This window comes from Winogradskyella aurantia, assembly GCF_002266855.1.
Lineage (GTDB): Bacteria > Bacteroidota > Bacteroidia > Flavobacteriales > Flavobacteriaceae > Winogradskyella > Winogradskyella aurantia.
Genome location: NZ_NGJN01000005.1, coordinates 30,409 through 41,939, shown reverse-complemented (window position 1 = coordinate 41,939; position 11,531 = coordinate 30,409). Strand labels below are relative to the sequence as shown.

Sequence of the window (11,531 nt, the reverse complement as noted above, 5' to 3'; positions counted from 1 at the left end):
ATTTTGATTGCTCCAAATCATTACTTTTTTCTTTGATATTCAGGCATTGTACTGTCTTTAGCCGTTATCCTTTTTCAAATCTTTACTTTCGTTTACTCTTGTGCACCGGAGGGTTCAGGTAAATGTTCAGACCCAATCCGAATCGGTAATAGAAGTCGTCCCTTTTCCCATTAATGACACCGTCAATTTCATCGCTAAAGGTGAAGTTTGACTCCGCCAGTAGGTTTATCCCAAGGCTTTCATTAATCAAATACTCCAGACCAACACCTACTTGAAGTTTGGTGTCCGAGTAAGGAAAGTCACTTTGTACGTGAAATCCAACGCCCGAATAAATGTATGGTGTAAGGTTATCAAACGGTAAAACTGTAAATTCTGCATTGATATCAACGGAGGTAAACGAGTCCTCGAAAAGGTCTTCATTCTTTAAATTAAACTGGTTTAAAGACAGATTGAGATTTAAATGTGGTGTTAAATACCGCTTATAGCCTAGTCTTCCAAAAATATCTGGTGTGGAGTTAGGTAAATCTCCGTCAATGGCGTTGATACCACCTGCAAGACTAATAACGCTCCTGCCCCGTCTTTCCCTGTAAAGCCTATCGTATAATCTTGTATCGCTCTCTAAGGTTTTCTCATTGTAATAACTATCTACTAATTCTTGGGCTCTCTTTTGGTTATCTTCACTTGGTGTCCATAGGTTATCTGCAATTCCCTCTATAACCAAGGAATGCACTGCTTTTTCCACAGCTTCGGTCACAGCTAATTGAATGGGTTCATTACGTGTAAAACCCGTTTCAGCCTCTAGCAAGCGTTGAAAGCTAACAAATCTAAAATAATTGGCGTCTAAGGCTTGGGATAAAATAGTCTTCGAGACATATACGGTTTTTAATATTTCTCCCGTTGAGGTTGAAACAGCCCTTAGATAGATGGTGATACGGTCTTGTCTATATTTTGTAGAACCTCCAATACCAAAATATCTAGCACCAATTCCACCAGTTACAATATTGGTATCATAGGATACTATGCCACCTTCTAGCAATATACCAGCAAATAACAGCGGTCTTAAGCGTTCTGGAGCTGTTCCACTAGCCTTGGCATACTCTTGCCGTGTAGATATTATGATTTGACGCTCATTGAGTAAATTATTCAAATTTTCCCGTTCGGTGGGAATAAACCATTTGGAATCTTCCAAAGCCTTTAATAGTATAGCTGTAGACCCTTGGGTAACTGCAGTACTAAACGTACTCCCAATATCAGTAGGTTTAAATTGCCCTGTTTGATCTCTAAAGTTATATACTCCAACCACCACCTTTTGCTGCGGCTCTGGCAGTTCGGACAATATTTTACTTACTCTCGTATCTTCACCTAAACGTGCTGTCTCTTCAGTAACGGGTTGATTAAAATACGTACCACAACTTGACAAAGTTACCATTATAAATAAGCACAATATACCGTTGAAATTTCTCATAGATATGGGGAAAAGTTGACTGTTATTTAATTAATTAGAACCGGGTAGAATAATTTGTGTTTGGTCACCGTTACTCGTATCTAATATATCGATAACGAGACCTTCAGCCGTTTCAAATATTTCTAAGGACAAGGTACCAAAAGTAAAGGTACCGGGTCGTAATTCCCCATCTCTTCCAAATTGCTGTGTGAATAAAGTTCTGGAAATCTGGCTTAATAGTTGGTTGTTAAGATTCTGCGTAAATCGCTCTAAATCGTTCTGTCTTCCAAAAGGATCATCATTATTTGCAGTAAATGAATTTTGAGCTTGAGCACTTTGAAGCAAGAATTGATAATTAAACGTATCTCCTCCAAACATTGGATTTACAGGCCTGTAAACAAGCTGTTGAGAGAAGGACTCTGTTATACAAAAGCATGTGATAACACAACAACAGATGATTAATTTTTTCATAACGATTGGCTCTTAGTATTGTCTGATAAAGTTTTTTTGATTTTCTAAAGCAATAAGCCTTTTGGCTACTGCTATAATGGCTTGGTCAGATTGTTTCTCAATAAAGTCTCGGGTTGGCTGTACAAAAAATCTATATACAATGGTTCCCCCAACACTAACTTCCATAATAGTATTTCTCCCGAAACTAAATTGTTCGGTAATTTTTACAACTTCTTTTCCATTTATTCCCTTTAGACGATAATTAGAATAAAAATCCAAGTAGAAGTCCCTTCCAGGTTTGGTCTTTGTGTCTTCAATAACAATACCTCTAAAGCCCGTGAAACCCTCGTTTTCGTTTGCGTCATCCTCTTCTACAGTAATCACTTTTTTACCCTTTTCATCATCGTTAAGCACTACTAGTCGATCTTTAGCCACTAGGTAGTCATCTAAGTCATAGACTAACAGCAGTACCGTAACTTTATCTTTGGTGTTTTGATTTATTCTAGTTTGAGAAAGTTCTTTTCTATCGTTGGGCTGAAGGACAATCCTTCCCGATTGTTCATTTTTAGACACATTTGATGTCTCGGGATTTTCTTTATAAACATACATCACGTAGCGCAAGCTTTTTATAACTGGTGTCTTACTTTCAACTGTTCCTGTAATGGTGATGAGGTCTAGTACCTTCTCAGTTTTGATTTTAGCGACAACATCTTTATTTGTTATCTGTGCCATAAGCGTAGACGATAGGAATAAGCAAAGGAGTCCGGATATTATTTTGTTTGAGGCCAAATCTAGAAATTGGGTTTTAATAACTGCGAACGATGAGGGTCTGGTTGTTACCCAACATCCTAAATGACATACCATTAGTTTGAGCATTAGACCCAAACTTTTCAAAATTTAAATTGCTCCCCGTTTGCATGACGTTGAGATTTGAAGTCTCTATAGTACCGTAAGAGAAATTAGTAAGTGAGTTTCCTATACCTGTTTGCATCACCCGCTCTGTAATATTAGGTATGTTATTTTTACTCTCAATGGTATTTCTTATACCTATTTGAGTATATTGAATGTCACTGGAATTTGATATGGTTTGTGTTAAGGCATTATTGGCAATTCCCACCTGTCTGATAACAGCTATATTTCTATCGTTTTGAAGATTAGTATTTTGGTTTCTGTTTGACGCATTTTCGATTTGAGAAATCTGTAAAAAATTTGTTACCTGCTCCCTATAACTATAAATATCAGAAACCTCTTGTGTTTTTTGGTTGTCTATCTCTTTCTTTTCTTGAGAAAAAGACATTAACGACCAAACCAAAAAGAATACTAAACACTTAATATAAAGATTTTTCATAAATGACTTTTTTTAATCTATAATCAAACAAAACGGCTTTGGAACATTCAAGAGCTTAAGATATACATGCAATTTGATTTTCAAATGGCCAAATTAAAATTTAACCTATCTAACATCTTGTTTTTAAACTCACTACGCCTCTATACAAAAGAAAACATAATAAGGCGAATAAAAAAATCAATAAACGAGTATTTGGCGTGTTTATCGAAAATTGTAAAAAAAGCCTTGAATTTATTGAGGAATTACCAATAAACTACCAAAATAATTAAGATACTTAAGAAATCCATAAAACAATTCATCAACATCGAAGCTATTGGAAACATCATTATGGCGTGTCTTCCTCATTTTTTATAAATTCTTTCAAATCTATAACAACACCGATACCTAAAAGTTGCTTCCACTGTACCTTTGGCCCTGTCACGACTCTGTCTACATTGGTTATTTCATCCCTAACAACCTCTGTTTTGATATCGTTGTCATACCTAAGGTGCGACCCTAACATGGCACTTATGTATTTATTGACTTTAAAATCTATATTGACCTCCCATTCGATATCAATATTTCCGAAGCTGTTCAAATAATCCGAGTAAAGTCGTAACAGACTATTAAACTTAATATTATCCATCAATTGACCCTGATATTGATTGGTCAAGAGAATACCAAATTCTGTACGGACCCGATCACCTTGCCGCACCAAGTTACCCTCCATATCAAAAATAGCAGGTCTTACACCGAAGGCTCCCGAGTTAGAAAGATCTTCATCTAAAACAAAAGTCGTTTTAAACGTTATCGGTGAGGCATAAAGCGAGAACTTTTCAATTTGTCTACCGTATTCAACCCCAGCCCCTAAAAACAAGTAGCCTGGTGCCATAAAACGAGAAATAGGAGGTTCATCAGGATTATTAAATCCATTGGCAAATTGGGTGTTGAAACTGAATCTTGCTGAATAAAACCAGTTGCTATTTTTCCGAAATTCATAACCAAAATTAGAAATCAGAGAAATGGCATCTTCGGTTTTCCTTAAGGGCTCTCCGTCCTGTTTGTTAATACCGTAGCTGAGTAATAGGGCGGAATTCCAGAATAACTTTTTTGTTTTATAATTGGCTTCGCCTCTACCATTAAAAATGGCCGAAATTGAATTCGCTCCACCAGAATTCCAATTAGTAAAGGATACCTGATTTAAATAGAGACCCACCTCATCAAGCGTTTTCCAGCCGTAGTTCTTGGTGTCGTCAGGTTTTAAAAATAAGGTGCTAGGCTGTGCATGTGCCAGTGTAAAAAATAACAGCGAAAAAAATAGTTGAATTGAGCGTTTACCGTAACTCATGCATCTAATATTCAAACGTACCAAATGTGCTCTTGATGGTCAGTTTTTTACTTTGGTCTGGATGTTTTTTAGAATTAAATGCTTCCACTCGACCTATAATTTGAGCGTCTACATTAAAGGATTTTGAAATTGTAATAATATCATCAGCCAGTTCTGGTTTAACATATAGCTCCATTCTATGGCCACAATTAAATACTTGATACATCTCTTTCCAATCTGTTTTGGATTGTTCTTGAATAAGCTTGAATAACGGTGGAATGGCAAATAAATTATCTTTTATAATGTGTAGGTCGTCAATAAAGTGTAAAATCTTTGTTTGTGCGCCACCACTGCAATGCACCATGCCGTGAATTTCACTATTGTCGTGCTTGTCTAAAATGGATTTTATAATTGGTGCGTACGTGCGTGTTGGCGACAAAACTAACTTACCAGCATCAATTGGAGCACCTTCAATGCTGTCCGTTAATAAGGTTTTTCCTGAATACACCAAATCTTCAGGTATTGACGCATCGTAACTTTCAGGGTATTTATGGGCAAGATATTTCGAAAAAACGTCATGGCGAGCAGAGGTTAAACCATTACTACCCATACCACCGTTGTATTCGGTTTCGTATGATGCTTTTCCAAAGGAAGCTAAGCCTACAATTACATCACCTTCAGCGATATTAGCATTATCGATAACATCCTTACGTTTCATGCGCGCAGTGACCGTTGAATCTACGATGATAGTTCTCACTAAATCACCAACATCTGCAGTTTCCCCACCGGTGGAATGTATGTTTACACCAAATGATCTTAACCCTTCGATGAGCTCCTCTGTGCCATTTATAATAGCAGAAATTACCTCTCCTGGAATACAGTTTTTATTTCGCCCTATGGTTGAAGACAACATAATATTATCTACAGCACCCACACAGAGCAGATCATCAATGTTCATTATTAGTGCATCTTGTGCAATGCCTTTCCAAACAGACATGTCTCCCGTTTCCTTCCAATACATGTAAGCCAGCGAAGACTTTGTACCAGCCCCGTCGGCATGCATAATGAGGCAATAATCCTCATCGTTTGTTAAATAATCTGGAACTATTTTACAGAAAGCTTTCGGAAACAAGCCTTTATCTATATGCTTTATGGCATTATGCACGTCTTCCTTTGATGCAGAAACACCTCTTTGTGCATATCTTTTACTAACCGAACCACTCATTTTATCTCATTTTTGCTCGCTGTGCAAAACTACACAATGCTATTTATTATAAGGTACGATTAAATTGGAATTAATGACCGTTTTTAATTTTTTCCGTATCCGTTCTTTTTTCTTACGACCACCAAAATACATGTGAAGCCCTAATCCCGTTCTAATAAAAGTATCGTCACCGGATCCCGCTATTAATCCATCTAGCTCATCTGAAAAAGCATAATTGTACTCTGCAAACAAGCGCAAGCCAAATCGATCTGCAAATATATACTCCAATCCCGCTGCTCCCTGGACCTTGCTGGACGTACTTTCAAAATAATTGGCCGCATTGTACCCATAGCCAGCATATATGAACGGTGTGAATTTGTTATAGGGTAACATGAGATATTCGAGATTTATATCAAACGACATAAAGCCTTGGTTGTATATATCCTTAAATGCAATATTGTACTTACTGTAAGATACACCTAAATTAAAATGCTCTGCAAAATGGAGCTTGTAGCCTCCCTTAAAGTAAATCTCAAATTGAGGCTCTAGCAGGTCTCCATTTGGGACTGAAGTGCCAAAAGCCAAATCAATGGAATTAGTGCCCCTGTAATCGTAAAAAGTCAACCTCTTGAACTCTGATTTTCGATCATCCAAGACATCTCCTTGAGCATAAACAAAGCCTACACCAAGCAAAAAGAAAATTAAATTCAAGCGAAACTTTGTACCACTATAAAACATCTAATGTTATTCTATTTAAAGTCAAAAAAAAAGATTTGCGCAAGATAGAAAAATATAACATATCCTAGAATAGGAACTTATAGTTAATAGGCAAAAAAAAAAAGATAACATCATTTTAAATGAGATTATCTTTCTTTATTCTTAAAGGCACAATCTGCCTGTATTTCACTTCAATTAAATCAGAACGTTATTATATTTTCGTTTGGATGCTTGCCACATCCTCTTTAGAAATATCCTTTAAATCCTCTGAATTGTCTTGTGAAAGAATTAAGGTTGCACCCACAAGAATAGCTACACTTAACAGTAACTTTTTCATCTTAACAAATATTGATTAATAGCACTACAAAAATACTAAATAAAAAAGTTTGCCAAATGGATAAACTTGTTTTTTTGACTAATTCGATGGGGTTTTCGACAAGGAGTTTAATGTTATCGACAAACGACATGTAAAACAAAATTATACCCTTTTTTATACGTAGTTCTACGTAGTTGGAAACCTTCATGCACAACACATGAATGCTTTTTTGTGTAGAGTTTTACGACTAATTGGTAAACAAAAGCTCTCTATATTTGGTCAAGGGCCAAAGCTCATCATCAATCATTAATTCCAATTTGTCACAATGATATCTTATATCCTCAAAACTTGGCTTAATGTTTTCGCAATAACCCTTGGCGCGTTTATCTATATTTTTTTCTGCGTTGAATTTTTTTCGTGCCTCCGTCATAGTCGTAACCAAAGAATTTATGGCTTCGATATGCGAAGAAATCTGTTCTATTAAAGAGAGCTGTTCTTTAGCTAAGGCCATATATTTGTTTCCATAAATTGATTTTAGACCCATTACATTATCAATCAAAATATTTTGATACCTCACAGCGGTTGGAACCACATGATTACGGGCGATATCACCAATAACTCGACTTTCTATTTGAAGATGCATTACATACTCTTCCATTTCGATTTCGTACCTAGCTTGGGATTCAATCTTATTCATTACCCCTAAAGATTCAAAAAGTTCAATGGCCTCTGTCGATATTTTCACCTTCAAAGCATCAGGGGTTGTTTTGTTATTGCTCAGCCCTCTTTTTTTAGCCTCTTTTTCCCATGCTTCACTATAACCATTTCCTTCAAATAAAATGGCTTTTGATGTTTTGATATACTCTCTAAGAACATTAAAAATGGCATCATCCTTTTTCATGCCCTTATCCTTAATAAGTGTATCGACCTCAAGCTTAAAGTCTAAAAGTTGTTTGGCGACAATCGAATTTAGAACCGTCATAGGGTTAGCGCAATTTGCTTTAGAACCCACTGCTCTAAATTCAAACTTATTACCAGTAAAAGCAAAAGGGGACGTTCTATTTCTATCGGTATTATCCAATAAAATTTCTGGGATTTTACCCACAACATTGAGTTTTAAATCTGTTTTTTCTTCAGGCGACAGCTTACCTTTTGTGACTGTGGCTAATTCTTCCAAAACTTTGGTCAATTGCTCTCCGATGAAGACGGAAATAATGGCTGGTGGTGCTTCATTAGCACCCAAACGGTGGTCATTACTTGCAGATGCAATGGAAGCTCTTAACAACTCTTCATAGGTTTGCACTGCTTTAATGGTATTGACAAAAAACGTCAGAAACTGTAAATTACTCATGGGTGTTTTTCCAGGCGATAACAGATTGACACCTGTATCTGTACTTAAGCTCCAATTATTGTGTTTACCAGACCCATTAACACCCGCAAAGGGCTTTTCATGGAGCAACACGATAAACTCATGCCGTCTAGCTACTTTTTGCATAACATCCATGAGCAGGGAATTATGATCCACCGCGAGATTAGCTTCCTCATAAATAGGCGCTAATTCAAATTGATTAGGCGCTACTTCGTTGTGCCGAGTTTTAACAGGAATACCCAATAGCATACATTGATGCTCTAAGTCACGCATATACGCCATAGCTCTAGATGGAATACTACCAAAATAATGATCATCGAGTTGCTGCCCCTTGGCAGGAGAGTGTCCTAATAAGGTTCTTCCAGTTAAAACGAGATCTGGCCTCGATTTAGCTAGGTCATTGTCAACTAAGAAGTATTCTTGTTCCCAACCCAAGGAAGCACTTACTTTTTTTACGTTTTTATCAAAATACTTACATACCGCTACTGCTGCATTATCCACTGCGTGCAGCGCACGTAAGAGCGGTGTCTTAAAATCCAAGGCTTCGCCTGTGTAAGACACAAACACAGTTGGAATGCACAATGTTGTACCTAAAATAAAAGCGGGAGAAGTAGGGTCCCAAGCGGTATAACCCCTTGCCTCAAATGTATTTCTAATTCCTCCACTCGGAAAACTTGAAGCATCAGGTTCTTGTTGTACCAATTGACTGCCATCAAATTTTTCAATAGCTAATCCGTCTCCAATGGTTTCAAAAAAAGCATCGTGCTTTTCGGCTGTTGCCCCAGTTAATGGTTGAAACCAGTGCGTGTAATGTGTGGCACCCTTTGAAACTGCCCATTCCTTCATTCCTGTGGCCACATGTTCAGCCGTTAAACGATCGATCTTTGTGCCTTTGTCTTTGGCCTCTATAATTCGTAACAAGGCGCTCTTGGTTAGATATTGGCGCATAGCCGTTTCGTTAAAAACGTGACGCCCGAAAAGCTCAGAACGTCGTTCAGTCTCGTCAAGGAATTTTGGCTTTCTATTTAAAGATGCTTTAAGGGCATAAAAACGTAAGGTCGACATATGGGAAAATTTTTGCCAAAAGTACGAAAAATGCACATTTTGTAATTCATACCCTTAAAAAAAAGGGGTTATCAACAATTATTAATAACATTTCATCTAAAAGACCCTTATTTTTTTGACCGAAATAAAAAAAACACAATCTTTGTACGGTCAATTTTTTAAAAATAAAAACACGATGAGCAAATCGAAATTAGAGTATATATGGCTAGATGGCTATAAACCTACTCAAAATATGAGAAGTAAGACTAAAGTAGAAGACAATTTTAGTGGTAAATTAGAAGACTGCCCTATTTGGTCTTTTGACGGAAGTTCAACACGTCAGGCAACTGGTGATTCTTCTGATTGCCTTTTAAAGCCTGTAGCTATCTATCCGGATCCAGCGAGGAAGAACGGCTACCTAGTCATGACTGAAGTTTTAAATCCAGATGGCACACCTCACGTATCCAATGGAAGGGCTACTATTGATGATGATGATAATGATTTTTGGTTTGGTTTTGAGCAAGAATACTTCATCATGGACAGAAAGACACAATTGCCTTTAGGTTTTCCTGTTGGTGGTTATCCCGCACCCCAAGGTCTATACTATTGTTCGGTTGGTGGCAGAAATACCCACGGCAGGGACTTAGTTGAAGAACATGCCGACATGTGTATAGCTGCTGGTCTAAATTTTGAAGGGATTAATCAAGAGGTTGCCTCAGGGCAATGGGAATTTCAATTATTTGCTAAAGGCGCTAAAAAAGCTGGTGACGAGATATGGGTCGCCCGCTATTTATTAGACCGTCTTACCGAAAAATACGGATACTATATAGAGTATCATCCAAAACCACTTGGTAAAGATATGGACTGGAACGGTTCTGGTATGCACGCTAACTTTTCAAACTCAACATTGAGAACATGTGGTAGCCAAGAGGTTTATGAAAAAATATGTGAAGCTTTTAGACCAGTTGTTAAGGAACATATTGAGGTCTATGGTGAATTTAACGATCAGCGTTTGACAGGAGAACATGAGACGCAGTCCATTGATGAGTTTAGCTATGGCATTTCGGACAGAGGGGCCTCTATTAGAATACCAATTATCACCGTTGAAAAAGGATGGAAAGGTTGGTTAGAAGATAGACGACCAGCATCTAATGCAGATCCATACAAAGTAGCTGGAAGAATTGTTAGAACCGTCAAAACCGCTAAAGTATAGGTTCTACTAGAATATGAAAGTAATAAAAAGCCTGCTTGAATAAAGCGGGTTTTTTTATTATATAAAGGTTAAGACGATAAAGCCCAAGTATGCAACTAATAATAGAAAACCGTTACCTCTACTAATAAAATAACGCTTAGGAAGCAACATCAATGGAATCAAGATAGCAGCGAAACCAATCATCCAAAAAATATTGGTTGAAAGAATCTCAGGGGTTTCAGGGTTAACGGGAATAGGCTTAATCATCGCCGTAAGGCCTAATACCGAGGAAATGTTGAAGATATTTGAGCCTATTAAATTACCTATAGAAATAGCTTTTTCCTGCTTAATGGCCGCAATTACCGATGCTGCTAGTTCAGGGACACTTGTACCAATAGCAATTACCGTTACCGATATAGCATAGTCATTAATTCCAACAGATGTGGCTAACTGCTTCGCACCCTGTACCAGCCATTCTGATCCAAAATACAAGCCGGCAGCACCAATTAAAAGCCATATTATGATTTTAAAATTTGACACTCTAGAAAGCGCATCATCGACCTCATCACCAACCGAAACAGCAGACAAAGATCTCCTGGAATTCCTGATTAAAAAAAACAGAAATATACATAGTGAGATAAAAAAAATCCCCCCCTCAATAGCACTCAACAAGAGATCATTTTTTAAAAAGAAATAGAGTGCAAAAGACAATAGCATCATCATGGGCCAATGCAAGCGATAAAAATCACGTTCTACTATTAAAGGTGAGATAATTGCCGTAATTCCCAAAACCAAGCCAATATTCGCAATATTAGAGCCAATGACATTCCCCAAAGCAATATCCGACACCCCATCGAATGCAGCTTGCATACTCACCAATAATTCTGGAGCGGATGTTGCAAAGGAAACAACGGTCATGCCAATAACCAACTTTGAAAGTCTTAATTTAAAAGAAAGTGCCACTGACGACCTCACTAAAAACTCACCACCGACAACTAACAATACCAGCCCCACCAATACCAAAAAAATGCTCATCGCCATGTTATAATCAATATCTTATTGAAATAAGTTGCGAAGATAAGACATGATTGGTTTAGAAACTAAAACTAAATTTTTCGTTAAATAACTATTTTTATAGTTA

The 11,531-nt window shown here is 37.2% G+C and carries 11 protein-coding genes; 1 reads left to right on the top strand and 10 read right to left on the bottom strand.

Annotation, left to right across the window (positions count from 1 at the left end):
* Window positions 1-82: 82 nt before the first annotated feature.
* From CA834_RS09880 to CA834_RS09835, 9 genes are all read right to left on the bottom strand, one after another.
* A complete protein-coding gene (locus CA834_RS09880; protein ID WP_094968543.1) occupies window positions 83-1,465 on the bottom strand; it encodes a CsgG/HfaB family protein in 1,383 nt (460 codons plus the stop codon).
* Window positions 1,466-1,495: 30 nt separating this feature from the next.
* Window positions 1,496-1,915: a curli assembly protein CsgF gene (locus tag CA834_RS09875; protein ID WP_094968542.1), complete on the bottom strand. Its 420-nt coding sequence runs from the start codon at window positions 1,913-1,915 to the stop codon at window positions 1,496-1,498.
* A 12-nt stretch (window positions 1,916-1,927) separates the two neighbouring features.
* Window positions 1,928-2,626 (bottom strand): CsgE family curli-type amyloid fiber assembly protein, encoded by a 699-nt coding sequence (locus tag CA834_RS09870; RefSeq protein ID WP_165764788.1) that lies wholly within the window; start codon window positions 2,624-2,626, stop codon window positions 1,928-1,930.
* Window positions 2,627-2,699: 73 nt separating this feature from the next.
* The gene (locus tag CA834_RS09865; protein WP_133085483.1) at window positions 2,700-3,242 is read right to left on the bottom strand and encodes a hypothetical protein; all 543 of its coding nucleotides are present in this window, start codon (window positions 3,240-3,242) and stop codon (window positions 2,700-2,702) included.
* Between the two features lie 325 nt (window positions 3,243-3,567).
* On the bottom strand, window positions 3,568-4,569 hold the full coding sequence (locus CA834_RS09855) for a DUF3078 domain-containing protein (RefSeq protein ID WP_094968538.1): 1,002 nt from the start codon (window positions 4,567-4,569) through the stop codon (window positions 3,568-3,570).
* A gap of 4 nt (window positions 4,570-4,573) precedes the next feature.
* The gene (locus CA834_RS09850) at window positions 4,574-5,773 is read right to left on the bottom strand and encodes an AIR synthase related protein (protein WP_094968537.1); all 1,200 of its coding nucleotides are present in this window, start codon (window positions 5,771-5,773) and stop codon (window positions 4,574-4,576) included.
* Window positions 5,774-5,812: 39 nt separating this feature from the next.
* Window positions 5,813-6,463 carry a Curli production assembly/transport component CsgG gene (locus CA834_RS09845; protein ID WP_240507559.1) on the bottom strand — a complete coding sequence of 217 codons (651 nt, stop codon included), beginning with the start codon at window positions 6,461-6,463 and terminating at the stop codon, window positions 5,813-5,815.
* Window positions 6,464-6,680: 217 nt separating this feature from the next.
* Window positions 6,681-6,806 carry a hypothetical protein gene (locus tag CA834_RS14785; RefSeq protein WP_262508274.1) on the bottom strand — a complete coding sequence of 42 codons (126 nt, stop codon included), beginning with the start codon at window positions 6,804-6,806 and terminating at the stop codon, window positions 6,681-6,683.
* Window positions 6,807-7,032: 226 nt separating this feature from the next.
* On the bottom strand, window positions 7,033-9,219 hold the full coding sequence (locus tag CA834_RS09835; RefSeq protein ID WP_094968535.1) for a glutamine synthetase III family protein: 2,187 nt from the start codon (window positions 9,217-9,219) through the stop codon (window positions 7,033-7,035).
* Between the two features lie 175 nt (window positions 9,220-9,394).
* Between CA834_RS09835 and CA834_RS09830 the strand changes: the two genes are divergently transcribed.
* Window positions 9,395-10,411 carry a glutamine synthetase beta-grasp domain-containing protein gene (locus tag CA834_RS09830; protein ID WP_094968534.1) on the top strand — a complete coding sequence of 339 codons (1,017 nt, stop codon included), beginning with the start codon at window positions 9,395-9,397 and terminating at the stop codon, window positions 10,409-10,411.
* 57 nt (window positions 10,412-10,468) lie between these two features.
* On the opposite strand, the gene CA834_RS09825 is transcribed toward CA834_RS09830, so the two are convergent.
* On the bottom strand, window positions 10,469-11,425 hold the full coding sequence (locus CA834_RS09825; RefSeq protein WP_094968771.1) for a calcium/sodium antiporter: 957 nt from the start codon (window positions 11,423-11,425) through the stop codon (window positions 10,469-10,471).
* Window positions 11,426-11,531: the final 106 nt, after the last annotated feature.

What these genes read in the sequence shown, in the direction of transcription:
- CA834_RS09865 (WP_133085483.1), bottom strand. Translation starts at nt 3,242, where the DNA reads ATGAAAAATCTTTATATTAAGTGTTTAGTATTCTTTTTGGTTTGGTCG.
- CA834_RS09880 (WP_094968543.1), bottom strand. Translation starts at nt 1,465, where the DNA reads ATGAGAAATTTCAACGGTATATTGTGCTTATTTATAATGGTAACTTTG.
- CA834_RS09855 (WP_094968538.1), bottom strand. Translation starts at nt 4,569, where the DNA reads ATGAGTTACGGTAAACGCTCAATTCAACTATTTTTTTCGCTGTTATTT.
- CA834_RS09830 (WP_094968534.1), top strand. Translation starts at nt 9,395, where the DNA reads ATGAGCAAATCGAAATTAGAGTATATATGGCTAGATGGCTATAAACCT.
- CA834_RS09870 (WP_165764788.1), bottom strand. Translation starts at nt 2,626, where the DNA reads ATGGCACAGATAACAAATAAAGATGTTGTCGCTAAAATCAAAACTGAG.
- CA834_RS09825 (WP_094968771.1), bottom strand. Translation starts at nt 11,425, where the DNA reads ATGAGCATTTTTTTGGTATTGGTGGGGCTGGTATTGTTAGTTGTCGGT.
- CA834_RS09875 (WP_094968542.1), bottom strand. Translation starts at nt 1,915, where the DNA reads ATGAAAAAATTAATCATCTGTTGTTGTGTTATCACATGCTTTTGTATA.
- CA834_RS09850 (WP_094968537.1), bottom strand. Translation starts at nt 5,773, where the DNA reads ATGAGTGGTTCGGTTAGTAAAAGATATGCACAAAGAGGTGTTTCTGCA.
- CA834_RS09835 (WP_094968535.1), bottom strand. Translation starts at nt 9,219, where the DNA reads ATGTCGACCTTACGTTTTTATGCCCTTAAAGCATCTTTAAATAGAAAG.
- CA834_RS14785 (WP_262508274.1), bottom strand. Translation starts at nt 6,806, where the DNA reads ATGAAAAAGTTACTGTTAAGTGTAGCTATTCTTGTGGGTGCAACCTTA.